This is a genomic window from Klebsiella sp. 141161, assembly GCF_050600815.1.
GTDB classification, from domain to species: Bacteria; Pseudomonadota; Gammaproteobacteria; order Enterobacterales; family Enterobacteriaceae; genus Klebsiella; species Klebsiella aerogenes.
In genome coordinates this window covers 654,175-675,991 of record NZ_JAQIRN010000003.1, presented here as the reverse complement: position 1 = coordinate 675,991, position 21,817 = coordinate 654,175, and the positions used below count along the sequence as shown (strand labels likewise).

At 47.4% G+C, this 21,817-nt stretch carries 22 protein-coding genes and 4 pseudogenes; 13 read left to right on the top strand and 13 right to left on the bottom strand.

What is annotated here, in order from left to right; translation table 11 throughout:
• Positions 1-68: 68 nt before the first annotated feature.
• Positions 69-332: a GrxA family glutaredoxin gene (locus tag PGR79_RS11585; RefSeq protein WP_015367533.1), complete on the top strand. Its 264-nt coding sequence runs from the start codon at positions 69-71 to the stop codon at positions 330-332.
• A gap of 6 nt (positions 333-338) precedes the next feature.
• On the opposite strand, the gene PGR79_RS11580 is transcribed toward PGR79_RS11585, so the two are convergent.
• A complete protein-coding gene (locus PGR79_RS11580; protein ID WP_047065001.1) occupies positions 339-722 on the bottom strand; it encodes an inner membrane protein YbjM in 384 nt (127 codons plus the stop codon).
• A 266-nt stretch (positions 723-988) separates the two neighbouring features.
• On the opposite strand from PGR79_RS11580, the gene PGR79_RS11575 reads away from it, so the two are divergent.
• A complete protein-coding gene (locus PGR79_RS11575; RefSeq protein WP_101704156.1) occupies positions 989-2,674 on the top strand; it encodes an aspartate:alanine antiporter in 1,686 nt (561 codons plus the stop codon).
• Positions 2,675-2,928: 254 nt separating this feature from the next.
• Entirely contained in the window at positions 2,929-3,450 is a 522-nt protein-coding gene (locus PGR79_RS11570; RefSeq protein ID WP_162750241.1) for a hypothetical protein, read from the top strand.
• A 104-nt stretch (positions 3,451-3,554) separates the two neighbouring features.
• On the opposite strand, the gene PGR79_RS11565 is transcribed toward PGR79_RS11570, so the two are convergent.
• The 5 genes and pseudogenes from PGR79_RS11565 to PGR79_RS11545 all read right to left on the bottom strand — a co-directional run bounded on the left by PGR79_RS11565 (position 3,555) and on the right by PGR79_RS11545 (position 6,840).
• Positions 3,555-3,770, bottom strand: coding sequence for an ogr/Delta-like zinc finger family protein (locus PGR79_RS11565; protein WP_113374860.1), 216 nt, complete (start codon positions 3,768-3,770; stop codon positions 3,555-3,557).
• Between the two features lie 67 nt (positions 3,771-3,837).
• On the bottom strand, positions 3,838-4,935 hold the full coding sequence (locus PGR79_RS11560; protein WP_113374859.1) for a phage late control D family protein: 1,098 nt from the start codon (positions 4,933-4,935) through the stop codon (positions 3,838-3,840).
• Positions 4,932-5,336 (bottom strand): annotated as a pseudogene (locus PGR79_RS11555) (phage tail protein); the annotation flags it as partial. The pseudogene PGR79_RS11555 and the gene PGR79_RS11560, both read right to left, overlap by 4 nt.
• A 272-nt stretch (positions 5,337-5,608) precedes the next feature.
• Positions 5,609-6,604 (bottom strand): hypothetical protein, encoded by a 996-nt coding sequence (locus PGR79_RS11550; RefSeq protein ID WP_113374879.1) that lies wholly within the window; start codon positions 6,602-6,604, stop codon positions 5,609-5,611.
• Between the two features lie 32 nt (positions 6,605-6,636).
• The gene (locus PGR79_RS11545) at positions 6,637-6,840 is read right to left on the bottom strand and encodes a hypothetical protein (RefSeq protein ID WP_162750240.1); all 204 of its coding nucleotides are present in this window, start codon (positions 6,838-6,840) and stop codon (positions 6,637-6,639) included.
• A gap of 356 nt (positions 6,841-7,196) precedes the next feature.
• Here PGR79_RS11545 and PGR79_RS11540 point away from each other — a divergent pair, with 356 nt between their 5' ends.
• On the top strand, positions 7,197-8,231 hold the full coding sequence (locus PGR79_RS11540; RefSeq protein WP_113374857.1) for a phage portal protein: 1,035 nt from the start codon (positions 7,197-7,199) through the stop codon (positions 8,229-8,231).
• 45 nt (positions 8,232-8,276) lie between these two features.
• Here the strand turns inward: PGR79_RS11540 and PGR79_RS11535 are convergent, their stop codons facing one another.
• From PGR79_RS11535 to PGR79_RS11520, 4 genes and pseudogenes are all read right to left on the bottom strand, one after another.
• Positions 8,277-10,016 (bottom strand): DUF262 domain-containing HNH endonuclease family protein, encoded by a 1,740-nt coding sequence (locus PGR79_RS11535; protein WP_162750239.1) that lies wholly within the window; start codon positions 10,014-10,016, stop codon positions 8,277-8,279.
• Positions 10,017-10,292: 276 nt separating this feature from the next.
• Positions 10,293-10,477 (bottom strand): annotated as a pseudogene (locus tag PGR79_RS11530) (hypothetical protein).
• Between the two features lie 160 nt (positions 10,478-10,637).
• Positions 10,638-10,985: pseudogene (locus tag PGR79_RS11525) on the bottom strand (phage regulatory CII family protein); the annotation flags it as partial.
• Between the two features lie 65 nt (positions 10,986-11,050).
• A complete protein-coding gene (locus PGR79_RS11520; protein ID WP_105659529.1) occupies positions 11,051-11,254 on the bottom strand; it encodes a regulator in 204 nt (67 codons plus the stop codon).
• A gap of 146 nt (positions 11,255-11,400) precedes the next feature.
• Between PGR79_RS11520 and PGR79_RS11515 the strand changes: the two genes are divergently transcribed.
• The 6 genes and pseudogenes from PGR79_RS11515 to PGR79_RS11490 all read left to right on the top strand — a co-directional run bounded on the left by PGR79_RS11515 (position 11,401) and on the right by PGR79_RS11490 (position 16,521).
• On the top strand, positions 11,401-11,961 hold the full coding sequence (locus tag PGR79_RS11515) for a phage repressor protein CI (RefSeq protein WP_113374878.1): 561 nt from the start codon (positions 11,401-11,403) through the stop codon (positions 11,959-11,961).
• A 24-nt stretch (positions 11,962-11,985) separates the two neighbouring features.
• Complete coding sequence (locus PGR79_RS11510) at positions 11,986-13,500, top strand: P-loop NTPase fold protein (RefSeq protein ID WP_113374855.1); 1,515 nt, start codon at positions 11,986-11,988, stop codon at positions 13,498-13,500.
• Positions 13,501-13,584: 84 nt separating this feature from the next.
• A pseudogene (locus PGR79_RS11505) lies at positions 13,585-14,618 on the top strand (phage integrase).
• Positions 14,619-14,667: 49 nt separating this feature from the next.
• Positions 14,668-14,937: a hypothetical protein gene (locus PGR79_RS11500; protein ID WP_024554048.1), complete on the top strand. Its 270-nt coding sequence runs from the start codon at positions 14,668-14,670 to the stop codon at positions 14,935-14,937.
• A gap of 376 nt (positions 14,938-15,313) precedes the next feature.
• The gene (locus PGR79_RS11495; RefSeq protein ID WP_430921700.1) at positions 15,314-16,012 is read left to right on the top strand and encodes a DUF6216 family protein; all 699 of its coding nucleotides are present in this window, start codon (positions 15,314-15,316) and stop codon (positions 16,010-16,012) included.
• A 173-nt stretch (positions 16,013-16,185) separates the two neighbouring features.
• Positions 16,186-16,521: a hypothetical protein gene (locus PGR79_RS11490; protein ID WP_271032247.1), complete on the top strand. Its 336-nt coding sequence runs from the start codon at positions 16,186-16,188 to the stop codon at positions 16,519-16,521.
• 75 nt (positions 16,522-16,596) lie between these two features.
• Here the strand turns inward: PGR79_RS11490 and PGR79_RS11485 are convergent, their stop codons facing one another.
• A complete protein-coding gene (locus PGR79_RS11485; RefSeq protein ID WP_271032246.1) occupies positions 16,597-16,818 on the bottom strand; it encodes a hypothetical protein in 222 nt (73 codons plus the stop codon).
• A 210-nt stretch (positions 16,819-17,028) separates the two neighbouring features.
• Between PGR79_RS11485 and PGR79_RS11480 the strand changes: the two genes are divergently transcribed.
• Entirely contained in the window at positions 17,029-17,826 is a 798-nt protein-coding gene (locus PGR79_RS11480) for an SDR family NAD(P)-dependent oxidoreductase (protein WP_271032245.1), read from the top strand.
• Here the strand turns inward: PGR79_RS11480 and PGR79_RS11475 are convergent.
• Positions 17,819-18,373, bottom strand: coding sequence for a TetR/AcrR family transcriptional regulator (locus PGR79_RS11475; RefSeq protein WP_271032244.1), 555 nt, complete (start codon positions 18,371-18,373; stop codon positions 17,819-17,821). The genes PGR79_RS11480 and PGR79_RS11475 overlap by 8 nt on opposite strands.
• A gap of 113 nt (positions 18,374-18,486) precedes the next feature.
• Between PGR79_RS11475 and PGR79_RS11470 the strand changes: the two genes are divergently transcribed.
• Together PGR79_RS11470 and PGR79_RS11465 are read left to right on the top strand one after the other, a co-directional pair.
• Positions 18,487-19,689 (top strand): MFS transporter, encoded by a 1,203-nt coding sequence (locus PGR79_RS11470; protein WP_271032243.1) that lies wholly within the window; start codon positions 18,487-18,489, stop codon positions 19,687-19,689.
• Positions 19,689-20,501 carry a Cof-type HAD-IIB family hydrolase gene (locus PGR79_RS11465; protein WP_271032242.1) on the top strand — a complete coding sequence of 271 codons (813 nt, stop codon included), beginning with the start codon at positions 19,689-19,691 and terminating at the stop codon, positions 20,499-20,501. The genes PGR79_RS11470 and PGR79_RS11465 overlap by 1 nt, the downstream gene beginning before the upstream one ends.
• A gap of 40 nt (positions 20,502-20,541) precedes the next feature.
• On the opposite strand, the gene kdeA is transcribed toward PGR79_RS11465, so the two are convergent.
• Entirely contained in the window at positions 20,542-21,774 is a 1,233-nt protein-coding gene (gene kdeA / locus PGR79_RS11460) for a multidrug efflux MFS transporter KdeA (RefSeq protein WP_015367543.1), read from the bottom strand.
• Between the last annotated feature and the right edge of the window lie 43 nt (positions 21,775-21,817).

Sequence of the window (21,817 nt, the reverse complement as noted above, 5' to 3'; positions counted from 1 at the left end):
TCCCCTTGCTAACGGAACGCGGCATCATAGCCACATTCGCCATCCGGCTGAGATTTAAGGAGAGAAGCATGTTTACCGTTATTTTTGGTCGCCCAGGTTGCCCATATTGCGTTCGCGCCAAAGAGCTGGCTGAAAAACTGAGCACCGAGCGCGATGACTTCAGCTATCGCTACATTGATATCCACGCGGAAGGCATCAGCAAAGCCGATCTGGAAAAAACCGTCGGTAAGCCGGTAGAAACCGTACCGCAGATTTTCGTCGATCAGAAACACATCGGCGGCTGCACGGATTTCGAAGCCTGGGCGAAAGAAAATCTCGGCCTGTTTGCTTGAGAGACTTCACTCTTCCATTGAGTGCCTGCGTCTGGCGTCCAGCCAGACGCTAATAAATAAAAAGCATAGCGCCCCGAGCGCGCACCAGAACACCGCGCTAAAAAGCCACGCCAGTTCCTGCCAAAACGATCGATGAGTAATAAAGAACATCCGCATCACCACCAGACAAACCGGTGCCGCCAGCATGGCGCCAATCAGTGGACGTATGACGCGCCGGCCTGGGGATAAACAGCTCGCCACCGCGCCAGGCAGCACAAAGAACAGCAGCCCAAGCTCGGGGTTGCCCGTTTGCCGAAAAGCCCCTTTCATATGCAGCAACAGCGATAAACAGACCACAATAAACAGAAAGAACCCACAAATTATACCGGCCCACGCGCGCTCAGATTTCACGACATCCTCCTGATTTCGCCTCTAACTATCTTTCACTTCATCCAGTCAGAAATAGCATTCTGGCAGTCCATGCTTATAACGCTCCCGTCAGAGTAAAACGATTGTGACTAGCCGCAGCAACCAGGAAAGATTAAACTAGCGGCACTGTTTTATCGGTATTAACGGGATGCCAGAATAACGTTCGGCATAGTGCGAACGCTTGAGCAACCTTAGACCAAAAAACCATTTCCTTCAACAACTTACTAGTAAACGAGAAGTTGGCTTTCGTGAATATAAACGTCGCAGATTTGTTAAACGGGAATTACATCCTGTTATTGTTTGTTGTACTCGCACTGGGTCTTTGCCTGGGGAAACTTCGCCTCGGGTCAGTACAACTTGGTAATTCCATTGGCGTTTTAGTCGTTTCTTTATTATTAGGTCAGCAGCACTTCGCCATTAACACAGATGCGCTAAATCTTGGCTTTATGCTGTTTATTTTCTGCGTCGGCGTCGAAGCTGGCCCCAACTTTTTTTCGATTTTTTTCCGCGACGGCAAAAACTATCTGATGCTGGCGCTGGTGATGGTGGCTAGCGCGATGTTAATCGCTATGGGGCTGGGCAAATTGTTTGGCTGGGACATCGGCCTGACCGCCGGGATGCTGGCGGGCGCCATGACTTCCACCCCGGTGCTGGTGGGCGCTGGCGATACCCTGCGCCACTTCGGCATGCCCAGCGATCGGCTGGCGCAGTCGCTTGACCACCTGAGCCTCGGTTACGCCCTGACCTACCTGGTTGGCCTAGTGAGCCTGATCGTCGGCGCGCGCTATATGCCGAAGCTGCAGCATCAGGATCTGCAGACCAGCGCCCAACAGATCGCCCGCGAGCGCGGTCTGGATACCGACTCCAAGCGTAAAGTCTATCTGCCGGTTATCCGCGCCTACCGCGTCGGCCCGGAATTGGTCGCGTGGGCGGACGGCAAAAATCTTCGTGAGCTGGGGATTTACCGCCAGACTGGCTGCTATATCGAACGTATTCGCCGTAACGGTATCCTGGCGAACCCGGATGGCGACGCGGTACTGCAGATGGGCGACGATATCGCGCTGGTTGGCTACCCGGACGCCCATGCCCGCCTCGACCCAAGCTTCCGTAACGGTAAAGAGGTGTTTGACCGCGACCTGCTCGATATGCGTATCGTCACCGAAGAGATTGTGGTGAAGAATCATAACGCCGTCGGCCGCCGCCTGGCGCAGCTGAAGCTGACCGATCACGGCTGCTTCTTAAACCGGGTGATCCGCAGCCAGATTGAAATGCCAATCGACGATAACGTGGTGCTTAATAAAGGCGACGTGCTGCAGGTGAGCGGCGACGCCCGCCGCGTAAAAACCGTCGCTGACCGCATCGGCTTTATTTCGATTCACAGCCAGGTGACCGACCTGCTGGCTTTCTGCGCCTTCTTTATCGTCGGCCTGATGATCGGCATGATCACCTTCCAGTTCAGCTCGTTCAGCTTCGGTATCGGTAACGCTGCCGGCCTGCTATTCGCCGGCATTATGCTCGGTTTCCTGCGCGCCAACCATCCGACCTTCGGCTATATCCCGCAGGGGGCGTTGAATATGGTGAAGGAGTTCGGCCTGATGGTGTTTATGGCCGGGGTCGGCCTGAGCGCCGGCGCGGGTATTAATAACGGTCTGGGCGCCATTGGCGGGCAAATGCTGGCCGCCGGTCTTATTGTCAGCCTGGTGCCGGTGGTGATCTGCTTCCTGTTCGGCGCCTATGTGCTACGCATGAACCGCGCGATGCTGTTCGGCGCGATGATGGGCGCGCGTACCTGCGCCCCGGCGATGGAAATTATCAGCGATACCGCGCGAAGCAATATTCCCGCGCTCGGCTACGCTGGCACCTACGCTATCGCCAACGTGCTGCTCACCCTTGCCGGTACGCTGATCGTCATCATCTGGCCGGGCCTTGGCTAGCCCTGGCCGAAAATTTTTAACTTTTTCGCAAAAAAATCGGTGATGAACAGAACTTTTTCCCAGGATGTCAGTCATAACTAGTGCCACTGCTTTTCTTTGATGTCCCCATTTTGTGGAGCCCATCAACCCCGCCGTTTAGGTTCAAGGTTGATGGGTTTTTTGTTGCCTGATAGATTACTCTCGATAAAATAATCACTTACTAGCCCTATCGCCCTGCAATGGCGACAAAGTGGCGACAGAGAGCGAGAAAGAGCGTGTCCTTATCATTTAGTGACTCAGTAACAATCGTTGGAATCATTGTAGGAATTTTGAGTATTGTTTTGGGGCTGCCCACACTTTTAACATTAATCCCACAGTGGAAAGAGGCAAAAAGATTACGTAGGGAAAGATATGCACAAATTCTAAAAGGTAAAAATTGGAATAACCTTGGAGTTAACCATGGATTTCCTGAGCCATCGCTGGACATACGAATTAACACCGTAGATAACGCAGGTAGACTTGAAGGTGAGATTATCAACTGCCAAAGTAATGTTATGGATTTAGATAAAATAACATTCCATATCATGGGTAAGCTAACCGATAAAGGAACTGCATCAATAACGCTATGCACTGCTATCGGATGGCGTCAAGTACCAGTAGGAGTTGCAAAATTACGTTATCGCGAAAAAGATGACACTCTAGATTTCTTCTATCTGCATGATCATAAATTCAATCCAACCATGTCATGGGAACTCAGCCTTCCTCGGTTTACTACCTACGGACTAGTTGGCTGCTGATTTTTTGCAAACGGTTCATGCTAGTAAGAACCAAAAAGAGTAACTGGCTGCATATCCCATTCGCTGAATTAAAGCAGTAAAAACCCGCCAGCGGCGGGTCAGAGTCAGTAAGCAAATTGTTCCTGCATATCTTTGGGGTGAGGTGGTGCTGCGCTGATTTTTTGCGGACGGCATACGGATCGTACAAATGTCTCATGCGTCACAAAGGTATGTCCGCATTCGATGTTAGTGCACTGGTTGTAGCGTTCTTTGGTTTCGTTGGAAACCTGGAAGCTGCTTCGGGTATGTGCCGCCTGTCCGCACATAGGACAATTCATCATAATAATCAGCCCTCATTATTAACCAGTTCACAATCATGATACATCATTGTTCGCATTTTGGAACTAATCATTCCATTAGGAACTCATCTATTTTCACCTCAAACTCAATGCTGGTTGTAAAACCACTGTCAGCGCTGACCGTATGCGTGAGCGTGGTGATCGTCCATTCCGCTTCGTCTATGGGCTGCTTAAAGCCGCTCACCTTCACGGGCATTTCTGTGTAGAGATCGGCCCGGCCTTCCGCCAGTTGCAGGGAGAATGAGGCCACACCGCGCTGCAGCCACTCCCATTGCATTTTGGCAGTCCGTTCAGCATTGTACCGGTTTGCATAGGTCCTGTTCAGTACCAGCACGTTTTCATCCGTGCCGACCAGATAATCACCCTGTTTTGCCTCCGGCTCCTTTGCTGTCGTGGTTTTCTTGCGGCGCTTAACGCTTGTGGTTTCCTTCTTTGCTGGCTCCCGCGTATGCAGCCAGCTGGCAATCACGCCCGTATAGGCCCCACGATCTGCCAGGCTGAAACGGTGGCTGTCTCCGGCCTTGCGGGTGATAGTGATTACCGGCTGTGGCTTTCCGCTGGCAGATCTGCCCTGCCCCTGGCGGATAAACAGCAAATGCCCGTCTTTTACAGAGGCAATGGCCCCAAACTGCCGAGCCAGCTTCATCAGGAAACTCGCGTCGCTTTCGTTAGTCTGGTCTAGGTGATCCAGTGGCTTATCGATCAGGTCTTTGCCCAGGGCCATTGTCAGGTTGTGGCGGGCGGCAATCTCTTTCACCACGTCGCCCACCGTCGTCTGGTGCCATGACTTCTCCCGCCGAGTGTTCAGGGCTTCCCGAAAGTCGGCGCTGCGGGCACGGATGGTCAGTCTGTCCGGTGCGCCAGCGTGTTCAATTTCATCCACCGTGAAACTGCCCTTTGGAAAAAGTGGCTGGCCTTTCCAGCCCAGCGCCAGGGTAATAACCGCCCCGCGTCGTGGCAGCACAATCTGCCCGTCCGCGTCATCCAGTTCCAGATCGAGCTGGTCAGCGTCGAAACCTCTATTATCCGTCAGGGTCAGGCTCATCAGGTGCTTATCCAGCACCTCCGTCACGTTCTTACCCTCAATCACGATGCTGAAAGCAGGTGTTTTGCTGTTAAGGTCCAGCAGATCAGAGCTGATATTCATTGCAGCAGCCCTCCGACGGTGCTGGTGATGTTACCGATAGCGGATGCGGCAGAGTCCTGCAGGTTGCTCAGCTGGTCGCTGAGGTTGCCGAACATAACAGACAGGGACTCATCCGCTCGTTTGAGGGTCAGTGAAAACTCAATCCGGCGCGCCTCACCTCCGGCGAAAAACTCCGTTTTAGTCTGGCTCAGGCTCTCAATCACAAACATGCCGTAGATCGTGCCGCTGCCCTCAATCAGGGGCCACGACTTGCCCAGCTCCGCCATCTGTTCCAGCGCCAGCAGGGACAGCCTGCCGCCTGTTATTTCAGGCAGCAGGACGCCGGAAAGGGTGAGCGGGTCGTTATCCGGCCCAAGAAACTGCGTGGAAGGACGACGGCTCACCCGGCTGTTGGTCGCATACAGTTCCGGTGTGGAATCAGGTTGGTGATAAGGCGCATGATTTCTGTGAGTTGTGCGTTCATGCTTATAAGTTGGCATAGAAGCTAATTTTTTGATGTATGTCCGACATTGTACGGTCAATTATACAATTTACTGGTCTTAGAAATTTCATGTACACAAAATGAGATCAATTACTTTTATGTTGTAATTATCAATCTAAGGAATGGGATGAAAAAATTTAGAAGAAATGCTTGTCGCTTAGAAACACCAAGCATTATTTAACTGCAATATAATCACAATGAAAAGTAGTCAACTGAAAGCCTTGGGATATAGTTTGAGATATCTCCATAATATTTAATCACATCATCGTGAAAGAGATCAAAGCAATGCTTTATATCATGCATATCATTAATACAATGATGAACATCTGCCATCGATAAACTTTTTCTTGAAGACAAAGATTGAGAAAGCAGATTTGAATGCTCCATATTTATATCATATTTCATATGACTAATATATGGCTCAACCGCATCTAATAAGCCATAGACATTTGCTATTGCCCTAAGATTTTTCTCTGCACTTTCCATTTCAGAAACTCTGGCTTCAACGAATTGAATACAGCAAATCAATGACAGGCTGTTTTTTATCGCAATCGATTCAAAGTTCCTGATAAGTGATAACGTTCCCATGGTAGGATGAGAATCCTTAACAGAATCACCGATGCGTTCGATTTTACTAAGAGCCTTTAAACAAGGTAAGTAATGAAACATCTCTTCGTTTGCATACTTAAGTATAAGTTCTTTGTGCTCTTCATCATTAATATAGACAGCAACGCGTGACAACATACTAGGTAGCAATTTCATATAATGGAATGTTTCAATTAACAACCCTAAAAAAACCTCAACCCTATATTTTTTCAACAACAGACCATGAAATAAATTGTGAAGCCCTATTTGTCTCCTCCACATACATGTTGTATCTTCTATTTTCATTAAAAACTCATCACAGCTTATTGTATCACTTGCATTTCTTTGCTGTAACAAACCGTTAGAATCAAACATCTCTACAACATCGATTACATTCGATAAATCGATACCGCTCAAACTTGATATCTGTTTAACTGTATGTCTTCCATCCATTAAGCTTTTAATTATCAAAAAATCATCTCTTCCACCGGCCAAACGCTCAATAGAAAAATATTCCTTACCAACAACAATTGTTGTTTTGTCGTTTTCAATATCATCAATTAAAGTGCAATGCCGAAGTCTTGGCATTAATAGATTACTCATCCCCCCCCCCGACATTGCATAATGTCTTAATATTAACCACACATAAGTACTACTGAAGATTTTGAATCTGGATCATCGCCATCTGATTTTTTGATAGCTAATTTTAAATTCTTATTTGTAGAAATTATTATATTCCTATCATTGGGTACGCGAGGATCATCATCCAACAAATCCTCAACCTCTTCTATGTTTACTTTTACGCCTTTTGGAACTTGAATATTCAATTCATTAGACATTTCAACCCCCTGAGTTTATGTAGTATTAAAGTCGCATTGACTTCAGGAACTATCGTATTTTGAAGAAACGGTAGTAATCTAAATAAGCACACTACAAATCAAGAGTAATTGAGCTTTTATTTTTTTCAAGTAAGACGTCAAAACACACTCACCAGCCAAAAGAAACATAACCAATTAATTTTTAAGTAAATTCAGAAAAAACATTAAATATTTTTTCTTTATAGCAAGACAACTCCAATCACTTAATACATTAAAAATCATAAAGTTGCCAGTGGTTTACCCAAATGAATGTTCAATAAAGGTTAAATAAATAAGTATTCACTCATTTATTTTCAAACTTGAAGCCACCTGAGCAAATGATCTTTGACACAGATATTCACCTCTTCACTAACGCCCAGCAAGCCGCGCAGCAGAAGAACACAACTCACGCTGAAGCGTTCAGCTGTGGCGATCCGATCCCGGTACTGGACCGCCGCGAACTGCTTGATTACGTGGAATGCGTGCAGATGGATAAGTGGTACGAGCCGCCCGTGAGCTTTGACGGCCTGGCCCGCACCTATCGTGCCGCCGTGCACCACAGCTCGCCGATTGCCGTTAAGCGCAACATCCTGAGCAGCACGTTTATCCCGCACCCGCTATTGAGCCAGCAGGCATTCAACCGCTTTGTGCAGGACTATCTGGTGTTTGGTAACGCCTATCTTGAGAAACGAACGAACCGACTGGGCGGCATCCTGTCGCTGGAGCCATCGCTGGCGAAATATACCCGCCGCGGGATCGATCTCGACACCTACTGGTTTTTGCAATATGGCATGACCACGCAGCCCTACGAGTTCACCAAAGGCAGCATCTTTCACCTGATGGAGCCGGACCTAAACCAGGAGATTTACGGCCTGCCGGAATACCTGTCAGCCATCCCATCCGCCTTGCTGAACGAGTCCGCCACGTTATTCCGCCGGAAGTATTATATCAACGGCAGCCACGCAGGCTTCATCATGTACATGACCGATGCGGCGCAGAACCAAGAGGACGTGAACAACATTCGCCATGCGATGAAAAGCGCCAAAGGCCCGGGCAACTTCCGTAACCTGTTTATGTACTCACCCAACGGTAAGAAGGACGGTATCCAGATCATCCCATTGTCAGAGGTGGCAGCAAAGGATGAGTTTCTGAATATCAAAAACGTCAGCCGGGATGACATGATGGCAGCGCACCGCGTGCCGCCGCAGATGATGGGGATTATGCCGAGTAATGTTGGGGGGTTTGGTGATGTGGAGAAGGCAAGTCTTGTATTTGTGCGTAACGAACTTATTCCCCTACAAAAACGAATTAGCGAATTAAACAACTGGCTAGGGGAATCTATTATTAATTTCATCGACTATAATCTTGATTAAGAAAAAACCACCCGATATTTTAAGGAATACCGGGTGAGCTAAATCTTAGTGATCCCAGATAGTTGTATACGCCTCATCTGCTAGTCTATCAGTGTTGTAAAGTATTGCGTGCTCATCCCAGTGACCACCATGAACATTTTTGAGTTCACCCAAGAACTCCTTGACCATTTTAAACTCTGACTTTTCATATATTGCAACCTTCTCTAACAAAGGTTTATTCCCAGCTTGCTCATTCAACTCCTTCGATAAAGGAATAATATTACCCACCATACCTATTTCCTTATCATCCCCTGAACTTTGTGACAAAACATGCTCTAAAGAAATAGAGCTAGGTCGATATTCACCACCATTCTGCCGCCTCACTTCGAACTTAGTTATAATATATTGAACCAATCTCTTCTGCTTGGAATTATCATCAGTAAATACAATATTTCTAAAATTTTCAATAAACACTGTAATTTCTGGCTTACGGTTACTCAACAATGAACAAAGTTGTTCAATGGTAGTTCCGTTACTTACCTTTGTGGAATCAGGAGAGTTTATTAAACGAGCCGCCTTTGAATATGCTCCCTCAATACCAGAAGGCCTCAATGAGCAAACTGCGTTAAACACAAAATGGAAATTTTCAACAACCTGAAGAGCTTTTATTAAATCACGATGCCGTAACTTCCCTTGTCGTTTCGCTTTCAACAAAGCAAGTAGAAAAGGCCTGCATTGCGTAATACCAAATAACCTTATTGCATTGAGGGAGTGGAAAATTGGTTTATCTTCCATCTGTGGAAAATCACCTTCTACAGGAGATGATAAACATACATATAATTCGGCATCTTGTTTAAGTTCATTTATGAGAGCAGCAGGGTCAATCTCACCTTTACGCCATTTCCCAATAAAGGACTTATAGAGATTTTCATTGCTCACATAGGCATATTTCGAGACCCACCAATGTCTCATAAAGGTTTCGATCGTACCAACCCCATTTCGTTGCATCAAAATTGAACGTATGGCCTTCCAATTATCTTTAGCATCATCATTAGGATGAGGATCATTTAAGGCTTTAAATAATTTATTTTTGATAAGGTCAACAAAACTTAAATTCATACCTCTAGCATTAAGAGTTTCGAAGATGGTATATGCTTCATCTTCATCATTAACAGTAATAAAAATTATTTTTAGAAACCTTAATACTTGGTCTCTAATCGCCTTTAATAGACTGGCATATTGCTCATCCGATTGTATATCTAGCGAAAAATGTTTCCCCAACTTTTCCCGCGAAGCTAAAGAGGATATTTCTTTATACGCTGATAACAGATTTTTTTCTTCTTGAGTTTCTGGGGCTTCATCAGTCTTATTTATATGCTGAATGTTCTTTTGAAAGAATGGCTTAGGCGTTTCATTTATTAATTTAAAAAACTTCTTCCCATCATCATCACGCCCTTCAATATAGTTTTCAAACAAAGCTTCAGCCAGATCAGCTTGATTGTTAGATTTGAAGCACTCACATAATACTGAAAGAAAAATTGTCAGAGTCGTAAGCCTTTGCTGACCATCTACAATCTGCATTTCTCTACCAGTCTCATCACCTACTAAAACTAAAGACCCAATAAAATACTCATTGTTAGTATAAGTAAAATCCTGCTCGATTTTCACATTAGATATTACATCATACCAAAGCTCGTTTATTTGCTCTTTTACCCAAGAGTATTCCCGTTGAAACCTAGGTACGACGTACTTTCTATTTACTGAAAGCAGTTCCGAAATAGTTCTTGTATATGCATGCAATTCCATAGCCATACCTTTGATGGAGTATATTTTCATATCAGCTTACATCAATTGTAATGCATGTGGTACTGCTTGCGCGCGCTAGTATCCCCGCCACGCCTGCCCGCTTTGTGGAGTGGTTTTCATGCAGGTGCATGATAGGCCAGAAAGCCCGCCAGCATTGGCAGCTCTGGCCCCTTGCGATCCTTTTTGGATCATGCGAATCCATGCACCATAGACATGCACTCTCTTCTCAAGCTCAGGTACGATCTGGGGGAGGGAATTTCACAGAGAACAAAACGATTAATGCTTACATTCATCCTGGCCTACCCCGTACTGATTTAACCTGTTCACCAGTTCGCTTGTCAGTTCTGACAACCACGAAATGGCACCTCCTTATCGTCATCGCTACAATCTGAGTTGGCGACCAGCCGGGCCATAAGTTCTATCCGCTGCAGTGCAAGTGACTCCATGAACAAATCGTTCACAACTCCCTCCCAATATTACTGTACATATATACAGCATACCATATAATTTCAAAGCTGAAATACTTTTTTACTCAGCTAACCCTTTGATTAATCTATAACCTCATTCCTGCATTTTTCAGTACCACTGACGCCATTTGTCATCCTCCTGTAGACGCTGGTTCAGTTGAACACCAGAAACCGCACTGGCAGCGACACGACCGATCTCGGCGGTGGCTTTCAGGACGTACTGCGGCATTTTCTCCCGCGCAACTTCATTGATTGGTACACATGGCAGGCAATGGATCTGAGCCAGAAACCCATCAACCAATGTTGAATCTTCTGTGAGGTCGGTCAGCAACCATATATCGGGGGCTGTGAGCTGGTGAGGCTGCTCTGGATTCAGCTTGTTACGCAGGGTTTGAACATTCATGCCAGCGCGTTCCGCCACTTTCGCCATGTTGTGATGCAATGCGAAAGTGCGGCAAGCTTCATCAAAATAATTTTGTTTGGAAACTTTATAATCAAACATAGTTTTCATATCCGAACTTATCGCAAAATCGAACCATAAAGCTGAAAGTGATAAGCAAAGGTTTTTCACACCGAAAGTGCATCTACTGTCAAAGCAGCCATATTAATCATGACTTTTTCGCGCTTCTTATCTTTGCGGAGTCGATGCCGTGGAAGGCGACCATCAGCCAACATGTCATTGATCGTATCAACAGGAAGCCCCGTGAGTTCGCTATAACGTTCAATTGTTACATGTGGCGTATTCAGAGTGATTGAAATGTTTGGGGTCATGGTGCAACATTCCTCTTTCAGTGCGGCTTGTGGCGAGCCATTGTTTATCGTGATTAGTAGTGAAGGCTCCAAAAGAACACTTCGAGTTCAACTTTAAGATCGCTTTTGGAATCTATCAATGCATTTTAGATTTCTTTGGAGGTCTTATGGATTTCAGTAGCGGCGGTAAGAGGGTCATTGAGCGCTTGGTTGAGGCGTACGGATTCAGTACGAGACAGGCACTTTGTGACCACCTGGGCGTGTCCAAGAGCACTATGGCTACTCGCTACATGCGGGACATTTTTCCTGCCGATTGGGTTTTGCAATGCGCAATAGAGACAGGAAGTTCGCTAGAGTGGCTATCATTTGGTGAAGGAATTCCAAAGGATATAGCTAAATTAGATTATCATATTCTGCCAAAAAAAGTACTTAACGACGGGAAACTAGAAGATGATGGATATTATATTTTTGATAAATTATTCTTGCCTAAAGCCTTAAACAAAGCAGTAGTTGTTTCAGCGGAAAATTCAGATTTTGTCTGTGAAATGGAATTTGATGACGTACGCGATGGGAAATGGCTAGTTAACATTGATGGTGAAATATCATTTAGAACTTTAACTCGGTTACCGGGAAGCAGAGTTCATGTCTCATCCCAAAATCACTCTTTCGAGTGTGCATTAACCGATATTGAGGTTATTGCTAAGATAACGCTCAGTTGTCTTCGTTGATTATAGATCATAGGAGCATTAATTTTGAAGCGCGGAGATTTTAATTGGAATTGGGAAGAACAGTGCTCATTCTCATTGAATGATGAAATCGAAACACTTTCAGAGGATAAACTTAGCCGACGCAGATATGCTGAATATTTATACTTCTATCTTGAGGATAGAGGTACAACTAGCAACACAGTTATTAATTTAAACGCTGAGTGGGGGGCAGGTAAAAGCTACTTTATAAAAAGGTTTTACAACTCAATAAAAGGTGTTCATCCATGTGTTTATATAGATGCCTGGAAACAAGATTTTTCTGACGATGCATTTTTAACTCTATTCTCCTCATTATCCCAGCAGTTGCAAAGCTATGCCGGAAATATTGATGCTCAACTGATTAATTGCGGAGAAGCTATCGGAAGATTTACAAAAGGAGTCATTCCTGCCGTACTTTCAGGGCTGGTCAAAAATTACACGGGAATTGACAGCGTTGGAGATATTGCAAAAGAAGCATCTCAATTAATGCTGAAAGAACACTTAGAAAAATTAAAAGGAATTCAAAAGCTTAAAAAGGAGCTTGCCAAATGGTCTAGATTGGCATTTGAAAAAGAGTTTTCAGCGCCAATATTTATTTTCATTGATGAGTTAGATAGATGCCGACCTGATTATGCTATTTCCCTACTAGAAATTGTTAAACATATATTCGATATCCCGAATTTTGTTTTCGTCATTGCTACTGACACAGAACAATTGCAACACTCAATAAAAAATGTTTATGGCAATGATTTTTCGGCTAATGATTACTTAGGCAGATTTTTTCATAGAAGATTCACATTAAAATCACCTGAACTCCACGTGCTAATCAATGGGGTTATTAACGATTCACTCGGCGAAAACTACACTGAATTAACAAAAGAAATTTATCCACTAACTACCACATCGGATACTTTTTGTAGGAATATATCCAGCATATTTGAAGCCTTTGACCTTAATTTAAGAGATTCTCTTCGTAATACAGAAAGATTAATTGACCTATTGAAATCCAAAACAATTAAGAAAAAATTAGATTATCTTCTCCTGATGAGTTTAATGATCATTTATGATAAGGATCGGTCAATTATCGATAGTCAAATTGGGCGGCGAAGTGTTAAATCTAATTTTAAAAACTCATTAAATGAAAGTAAGAATATAAAGGGAGCACCACAGTCTCATTTAAATTTAATACTGGAAACAAATCAAAACAAACTTGGTGTAAACTACATATATAGAACAATAGATAGTCGAATGCATATATCACAACTCGACTCCAATATATACATTTCATTGATAAAATACTTAGAAACTGCACTTCACTTTGTAAACAATGCAAATGATTACAAGGATGCACGTCAAAAAAGATGTGAGAATCCTTTGATGATAATGCAACAAGTTCCTCCACCTTCTGATACGACTATAAAGTATCTTCAAGGAGTAATCCTAGAAACACAGCAAGATGCTAATTTCTATACCCTAAGTAATTACGTTGAGTTGATCGAATTAGCTACATCTTTTGAGTAATTGATGTTTGATTATTGCAAATCACACATTAACCACTGTTCAAACATACAGTTAAATTTAGCCCTCAGACATGAGGGCTTTTTTATGGCAGTACGAAAACTCGACACAGGAAAATGGATTTGCGAATGCTACCCCGCCGGACGCAGTGGGCGTCGTGTGCCACCAAAGGCGAAGCATTGGCCTTTGAGCGTCACACGATGGATGAGGCAGAGGCTAAGCCCTGGTTGGGTGAATCGGTAGATCGCCGGACTCTGAAAGACGTTGTCGAACTCTGGTTCAAACTGCACGGCAAATCCCTGACCGCTGGCGAGCATGTTTACGACAAGTTGGTTCTAATAGTGGATGCACTCGGAAACCCTCTCGCTACTGATCTCAGTTCGAAATTATTCGCGCATTACCGTGACAAGCGCCTGACAGGTGAAATCTACTTTAGCGAGAAGTGGAAGAAAGGTGCCAGCCCGGTAACTATCAATCTGGAGCAAAGCTATCTGAGCAGTGTTTTTAGCGAGCTGGCCCGGCTCGGAGAATGGGCAGCACCAAACCCACTGGAAAGCATGCGCAAGTTCACGATTGCCGAAAAAGAAATGGCCTAGCTGACGCATGAACAAATCACAGAGCTACTTTATGACTGCCAACGCCAAAGCGCCCTGCTCGCTCTGGTGGTTAAGATCTGTCTGAGCACCGGTGCACGATGGCGGGAAGCAGTGAACCTCACTCGCTCCCAAGTCACAAAGTATCGAATCACGTTCGTCAGGACAAAAGGTAAAAAGAACCGCAGCATTCCGATCAGCAAAGAGCTGTATGAAGAAATCATTGCCCTGAATGGCTTCAGATTCTTCACCGACTGCTACTTTCAGTTTTTATCCGTGATGGATAAAACCTCTATTGTGCTCCCGCGCGGTCAACTTACCCACGTTCTGCGCCATACGTTTGCAGCACACTTTATGATGTCAGGTGGGAACATCCTTGCCCTCCAGAAAATCCTCGGCCACCACGACATAAAAATGACCATGCGCTATGCTCACCTCGCGCCCGATCACCTGGAAACGGCCCTACGCTTTAATTCTCTCGCAACCATGGGTCAATCATCCTTAGATGCAGCTCACGTGCGCGCCTGACATTCGCGGAGTATCATTAGGACGGTCTTGATTATCAGGGAGATTGATTATGAATGAGTTACAAAAACAGGGGTTAGAGCTTCGTACTAAAGCAAAAGAACTGGCTCTTGCTGCTTTGGCAAAGCACCCAGATGGACGCATTAATGGTAAGGGAGTCAAGCAAGCAGAAGTATTTCGCCTCTGTGGTCTGGACTGGGGAGATTACCCTAAAGCACCAAGTACGCAGCAACAATACTGGGCAGTAGCCCTTCTCCGCGAACTTGAGTCGGAAGGAACTGTGGAGCAAGTCGAAGAGAAAGGACCTTGGCGTTTGAAGTAAGTCACGATGATCCAAGTGGCGACAAAGTGGCGGCAGCGGTTGACATTGCCCCGTAATCGCCACTCCTTACCACTAACCTAACTTATTGATTACCTTACAACTCATTGTTTTTACTAACCCATTTACATAAATGGTTTTTTTGTTTTCTGAAGTTCAAGTTCCTTAGAATCAACCTCTTAGCAGACAACTCGTTTCTGCATGCAATGACCCTCCCGTGAAAACCGCCCCCGTCTTAACAGCAGTCTCTGGTCTTGCTTTCTCCTCGCAGAAAAGCGCTTCCTCAACGTCCGATAGTTACTGCTATTGAATTGACGTACTTATCCTGCTATGTAAAAACGTAGTGTTGATACTTTACTTCTACTGATAAGGAATTCAGATGTTAACGCAAAGTCTTATTAATATATTCAGCAAAGAAATGATAGGGACAGTTATCACCGCCCTGCCCATCATAAAAGCCATCTTAAATTACTTAAACAAACCTTTAGATGACATCGATGATATATATATAAAAGCCAAATTAAGCACATGGCGAATTCGCTTTTTCATGATCAAAATATCGACAAAAGAGATACCCAGGCTGACTCGCGCAAATGTGATATTGTTTTCCATCGTCTTATTATTTCTTTTTGGCAGCTTAGCAACCAGTTCATATTATGGCGTAAAGCTATTACAAGTACGTCCGGGCTGGACATCTTTAATTCTTAAAGAAACGGATGAGTGGTTTTTAATCTCGGAAACAGAAGCATCAGAACACGCATTCCATCCCTCCTGGCATCTCACAGAAAAAAGCTGTATCTCTGGCGAGGCCACGCAACTGGCAAATGACAAAATAATAACACCACAACTGAGGAGGTTTATTTGTGATTCCTTCACCAATACGGATGACAAAGAGAACATAATGAAATCCATTAAAGATACCACTCACAATAAACCTGTCATCACCTTTCTCATCTCGATCATTACCGTTGGCTGTCTATGGTTCATAACCAGCTTAACATTGACGTTAATATATACTCTCAGACTTAAAAAATTTATTATCCGGGAGCATGAAAAAGCCTATGACTATCTAACATAGCACTCCAGCCTTTAGCTTAGGGGGTGAGAACTCTGTTACATTTGTCATTTGCACGACGTATATTACCAGTTCCGGTAATATTGTTACTGGAACTGCAGAGCCTATCATCCTGCAATAATTGTTGATATTATTGTCCGCAACGATTAAGAGGTGTTTCGGTTGAAGGTAAAAATATGATTGATGTACAGCAGGAACAAAAACTTCAGGAGCACGGTTTTACCAGCAAAGAGATTAATATGCTGCGAAAAGGACTTGAGAGTCCACAACGTAAAGATCAAAGCCTGCAGGCCTTGTTGAAAGAACTGAGACGTCGTTTTTACATGTCCTGTATTATTATCATTGCCCTGCTTATCTTTTGTAGCTACGCGATGCTGACTAATGATACCGGTAATGGGCTGGCTTACTTTGCTGTGACTGCAGTTTGCTGCACCTTTGCACTAATAGCTACCCCTTATCCGCTTTCATGGAAAGCGATAACATTCTTAAGAAAGAAACTCTACCCAAATTAATTTAACACGCAATTTTTTCATCAGTACGATACGTTCTCCCTATATTGTATAACTGATATATCCTCAACATGCCACTTAAATATCCCCTCTTAAATAATCGGCGATAAAGCTTATCAAGCACACCAGCGCAAAACAGATGGCGAAACCACCCAGCTTGAATAACCAGCCATCCAGAGCAATAAAACAAACCACAGCGGCGATAGAGAAGCTGCCTGTTCCGACAGCTTCAAATATATTGATTGCATGAATACAGATCTTTTTACATACATAGCTTGAAGAAAATCTTTTTGGTTTCATTGGCTCTCTCTTATCCCTGCATCAGGTAACCCAAGGCTAATCAAAAGCGCGTCTATTAGCCAGTGATAATTAAAATATTTCCTTATTAAATCAACAAGTTAAACGAACACCCAATAAGAAAATCAATCACTAAACGTAAGTACCCCCTCCTTGCACAGTCTATTTTTTCACCCATACTTTGCTGATCCAGTCCCACATAAGGCGCTCTTCATGTTGCTTAAAGATAAGACCGTGGTAATTTTCGGCGGCAGCGGCGCGATTGGCCGCGCGGCGGCGCTTGCCATGGCGAAAGAAGGCGCGCGGATCTTTCTGGCCGCCCGGCGGGCGGATAAGCTGGAAAAGGCGGCGGCTGAGATTCGCGCCGCTGGAGGTATCGTCGAGACTCTGCAACTGGATGTGCTGGATGGCGAGCAAACTGGCGCGCAGGTGGCCAACCTGGCCGGGAGAACCGGCGGGATTGATATCGTAGTTAATGCCACGGGTTTTCTCCACGATCAGGGGAAAACGCTGGAACAATTATCCCTTGCCGAGTATCACCAAGGTTTTGTCCCCTTTCTTGATGCCCAATTTACTATTGCTAAGGCAGTAGCGCCGTGGATGGGTGGCGAACGCGAGGGCGTCATAATTACCACTATTCCTCCTTCCGCGACGATGGCCGTTCCTGGACACCTTGGCCATATCGTCGGCTGCGCCGCAATGGAAGCCTTTATCAAAGCATTGGCCAGCGAACTGGGGGCGAAAAATATCCGCGTGCTCGGCGTGCGGTCGCACGCAATAGCGGATGCGGTGCTGGCGGGTTCTTATACTGCCGAGGTGTTTGCGCCTAAAGCACAGGCGCTGGGCTTGAGCGTTGAACAGTGGCTGGGTGGTGCGGCGCACGGCACGATGCTGCAGCGGTTGCCAACGCTTGCGCAGATAGCCGGGGTCATCACCTTTCTCGCCTCACCGTCGGCGGCGGCGATGACCGCCACGGTGGTTAACGTCACCGCGGGGGCGACGCTTAGCTAGCGCCATTCTCCCCTGCCAGCCGCGCGACCATCAGGCGAATCGCCGCTTTCGACAGCGGCGCGCTATCGGTAACGAAGTGCAGCGTCATCCCCTCGATAAACGCATCCAGCCCACGCGCCGTCGTCGGTTCAAACCACTGCTCCAGCGTTTGCTGGCTGCGTAGCATCCAGCTCTGCATGACCGCTTTCAGCGCTGGACGGCTGCTGCAAAACGCGTACAGCTGGTACATTAACTCCATATTACGCGCAGTGGTCACCTGAGCGCTGAAGATAAGCTCGGCGATAGCGTCGCAGGCCTGCTGGCGGCTGCCGACGCCGTCGAAAAATTGCTGATACTGCGCCGACATTTCGACGGTGAAGTTACGAAACGCTTCCTCAATCAGCGCCTCAATACCGCTAAAATAATAGGTCAACGAGCCCAGCGGTACCCCGGCGCAGCTGGCGATTTTACGGTGTGTTACCGCATGAATACCGTGTGCGGCGATGGTATCCAGCGTCGCCTGCAGGATGCGCTCGCGCCGCTGCGGATCGTTCGGTCTGCGGGTCATCGATGTGTTTTTCCCCTCTGTGCGCTATGCAAATCAAGCGATAGCGGAATGTGTACAAATGTACACAACCTTGTTACTGTTGTCTGCAATTCTTCTTTCTCGGGCGTTTATGGATGACGGCGCAAACTTCTCGCAAAGCCCTCCAGCTTCGGCTGTGGGCGCTATTTATGTTCTTCTTTATTCCCGGCTTATTGATGGCCTCCTGGGCCACCCGTACGCCCGCGATTCGCGATTTACTGATCCTTTCCACTGCTGAAATGGGAATGGTGCTATTTGGCCTGTCGATTGGTTCGATGAGCGGCATTCTCTGTTCAGCATGGCTGGTGAAGCGCTTCGGTACCCGTAAAGTCATCCGCACCACCATGCTGTGCGCCGTGGCGGGCATGCTGGTGCTAAGCTTCGCGCTGTGGCTCGCCTCCGCGCCGCTGTTCGCCTTCGGGCTGGCTATCTTCGGCGCCAGCTTCGGCTCGGCGGAAGTGGCGATTAACGTCGAAGGCGCCGCCGTTGAACGGGAAATGAATAAAACCGTGCTGCCGATGATGCACGGTTTTTACAGCTTCGGCACCCTGGTGGGCGCCGGCATCGGTATGGCGGTGACCGGTTTTGGCCTGCCCGCCGCGCCGCATATTCTGATCGCCGCGCTGGTAGCGATTGCCCCCATCGTTATCGCTATTCGCGCCATCCCCGACGGTACCGGCAAAAACGCCGCCGAATCCGCCCATAGCGAGGCCAAAGGCCTACCGGTCTGGCGCGACGTGCAGCTGTTGCTGATCGGGGTGATCGTGCTGGCAATGGCCTTTGCCGAAGGTTCCGCTAACGACTGGCTGCCCCTGCTGATGGTCGACGGCCATGGCTTTAGCCCTACTTCCGGTTCGCTGATTTACGCCGGTTTCACCCTCGGCATGACCCTCGGCCGCTTCACCGGCGGCTGGTTTATCGACCGCTACAGCCGCGTCACCGTCGTACGCGCCAGCGCGGTAATGGGCGCGCTGGGTATCGGGCTGATTATTTTTGTCGACAGCACCTGGGTTGCCGGGGTATCAGTACTGCTGTGGGGACTCGGCGCTTCGCTTGGTTTCCCGTTGACGATTTCCGCCGCCAGCGATACCGGCCCGGATGCGCCTAAACGTGTAAGCGTCGTGGCGATTACCGGCTACCTGGCTTTCCTCGTCGGGCCACCGCTGCTGGGCTTCCTTGGCGAACACTTTGGCCTGCGTAGCGCCATGATGGTGGTACTTGGCCTGGTGATGGTGGCGGCGCTGGTAGCCCGCGCGGTAGCCAAACCGCAGCCTGAACCTGTGATGGAGAATAGCTAATGAGCATCAAACTAATTGCGGTAGACATGGACGGCACCTTTTTAAGCGATGCCAAGACCTATAATCGCCCACGTTTTCTGGCGCAGTATCAGCGCATGCGTGAACAGGGTATTCGCTTTGTGGTCGCCAGCGGCAACCAGTATTACCAGCTGATATCGTTTTTCCCGGAGCTGGTCGATGAAATCGCCTTCGTCGCCGAAAACGGCGGTTGGGTGGTGAGCGGTAAAGAGGATATCTTTAACTGTCAGCTGCCGACGACGCATTTCAACGCCGTCGTCGACCACCTGCAAACGCTGCCCCATATCGAAATTATCGCCTGCGGCAAACACAGCGCCTATACGCTCAATAGCTATAACGACGAGTTAAAAGCGGTGGCGGCGAAGTACTATCACCGTCTCGAACTGGTGGATGATTTTAACCATCTCGATGACGCGATCCTCAAATTCGGCCTGAACGTGCCGGATCATCTGATTGCGCAAATTCAACCGAAGCTGCACGCGGCGCTGGGCGATATGGTTACCGCTGTAGCCACCGGCTACGGCAGTATCGATTTAATCATCCCTGGCGTGCATAAAGCCAACGGCCTGCGCATTTTGCAAGAGCGCTGGGGCATTGAGAACCATGAAGTGGTGGCCTTCGGCGATAGCGGTAATGATATTGAAATGCTGCAGCATGCCGGTTTTGGTTTCGCCATGGCGAATGCCAAAGCGGAGGTCAAAGCCGTCGCCAGTCATCATGCGCCGCATAATAACGAAGAAGGCGTATTGCAGATTATCGATAAGGTATTGAATCGCGAAGCGCCGTTCGCCTGATGAAACCCCGGATGCCTTTGGGCATCCGGGTTGCTAAGTATCACGCCTGCTGCGAACTGCCGACGCTTTTATCTTTCAGGAAGTAAATAATCAGCCCCAGCCATAGCACCCCGCCCAACAGGTTAAACAGGCTGAACAGGCCGTTGCCGCCAAGCTCATAAGCATGCTTGCTAAGCTCAATGCCTACGGTAAAGATCAGCATCTGCAGCATACCCATCGCCGCCGAAACCGTCCCTTTACTCATCTCGCTGGCGAACAGCGTTAAGCGCACCAGCCCGGCGTTAGCCAGGCCAATTCCGAAAGCGTAGAAGCTCAAACCAGCGGTCATCCACAGATAAGCATGGGACGAAACGACCGTGGCCGCCGCCGACAGGAGCAGGCCAAACATAATCGGCCAGCCGCCCATAATAATCAACGAGCGTACCGAGCGGCGCGAGGTCAGACGCGCCAGTACCAGGTTGCCGGCGATCAGCGCGCCGAAAATCGGCACCTGCAGCATGCCGTACTCATAGCTGGTGGCCTGCTCGCCGCTGATAATAATGACCGGTGATTGCGCAATCCACGCCAGCAGCGGCAGGCTAACAAAACCGGTCGCCAGCGCCCCGGCGACAAAGCGCAGGTTTTTCAGCACCAGACGATAGTCGCGCCCCAGCTCTTTTACCGACAGCTTTTCCCCCATCCGCGTCGCCGTTTCCGGCATCGCCCGCTGCAGCCCGACAAAGGAGATGGCCGCCAGCACGGCGAACAGCACAAACATCATCTCCCACGGCAGCATATGCACCCAGGCAGCGCCGACCAGCGGCCCGAGCAGCGGGGCAATTAGCGCGACGTTAGCCATCAGGGCGGTAATTTTGATGCATACCGCCTCCTCAAATGACTCCTGTATAGCCGCATAGCCCACCGCGCCGATAAAGCACAGGCTGATGCCCTGCAGGAAACGCAGCAGGGTAAATTGTTCAATGGTTTGCGCCAGCAGCGTCGCCAGACAGGTGACGATAAACCACACCACCCCGGTCAGCATCACCGGACGGCGGCCAATACGATCCGACAGCGGCCCCAGCAGCCACTGCAAAAACATCCCCCCCGCCAGATAGGCGGTCATAGAGGTAGGAACCCACTCATTGCCGACCTGAAACTCCTGCACCACCGCGAGCATACCCGGTTGGATCATATCGTTGCCGATATAGGTGGAGAATTCATATAACACAAGGCACAGCGGGAACAGCAACGCCTGACGACCGAGGCGTTTACCTGATAGCGAATAATTCTGCATGCAATCTCTTAATTAAAAAAAAATCGCGCAAAGTTTAATGAAA

Coding starts and splice junctions, on each gene's coding strand:
- PGR79_RS11475 (WP_271032244.1), bottom strand. CDS start 18,373: ATGACCCGCAGACCGAACGATCCGCAGCGGCGCGAGCGCATCCTGCAG.
- PGR79_RS11485 (WP_271032246.1), bottom strand. CDS start 16,818: ATGAAACCAAAAAGATTTTCTTCAAGCTATGTATGTAAAAAGATCTGT.
- PGR79_RS11495 (WP_430921700.1), top strand. CDS start 15,314: ATGTTAACGCAAAGTCTTATTAATATATTCAGCAAAGAAATGATAGGG.
- PGR79_RS11550 (WP_113374879.1), bottom strand. CDS start 6,604: ATGAGTAATCTATTAATGCCAAGACTTCGGCATTGCACTTTAATTGAT.
- PGR79_RS11515 (WP_113374878.1), top strand. CDS start 11,401: ATGGATTTCAGTAGCGGCGGTAAGAGGGTCATTGAGCGCTTGGTTGAG.
- PGR79_RS11565 (WP_113374860.1), bottom strand. CDS start 3,770: ATGATGAATTGTCCTATGTGCGGACAGGCGGCACATACCCGAAGCAGC.
- PGR79_RS11560 (WP_113374859.1), bottom strand. CDS start 4,935: ATGAATATCAGCTCTGATCTGCTGGACCTTAACAGCAAAACACCTGCT.
- PGR79_RS11540 (WP_113374857.1), top strand. CDS start 7,197: ATGATCTTTGACACAGATATTCACCTCTTCACTAACGCCCAGCAAGCC.
- PGR79_RS11500 (WP_024554048.1), top strand. CDS start 14,668: ATGAATGAGTTACAAAAACAGGGGTTAGAGCTTCGTACTAAAGCAAAA.
- kdeA (WP_015367543.1), bottom strand. CDS start 21,774: ATGCAGAATTATTCGCTATCAGGTAAACGCCTCGGTCGTCAGGCGTTG.
- PGR79_RS11520 (WP_105659529.1), bottom strand. CDS start 11,254: ATGACCCCAAACATTTCAATCACTCTGAATACGCCACATGTAACAATT.
- PGR79_RS11535 (WP_162750239.1), bottom strand. CDS start 10,016: ATGGAATTGCATGCATATACAAGAACTATTTCGGAACTGCTTTCAGTA.
- PGR79_RS11490 (WP_271032247.1), top strand. CDS start 16,186: ATGATTGATGTACAGCAGGAACAAAAACTTCAGGAGCACGGTTTTACC.
- PGR79_RS11470 (WP_271032243.1), top strand. CDS start 18,487: ATGACGGCGCAAACTTCTCGCAAAGCCCTCCAGCTTCGGCTGTGGGCG.
- PGR79_RS11465 (WP_271032242.1), top strand. CDS start 19,689: ATGAGCATCAAACTAATTGCGGTAGACATGGACGGCACCTTTTTAAGC.
- PGR79_RS11545 (WP_162750240.1), bottom strand. CDS start 6,840: ATGTCTAATGAATTGAATATTCAAGTTCCAAAAGGCGTAAAAGTAAAC.
- PGR79_RS11585 (WP_015367533.1), top strand. CDS start 69: ATGTTTACCGTTATTTTTGGTCGCCCAGGTTGCCCATATTGCGTTCGC.
- PGR79_RS11480 (WP_271032245.1), top strand. CDS start 17,029: ATGTTGCTTAAAGATAAGACCGTGGTAATTTTCGGCGGCAGCGGCGCG.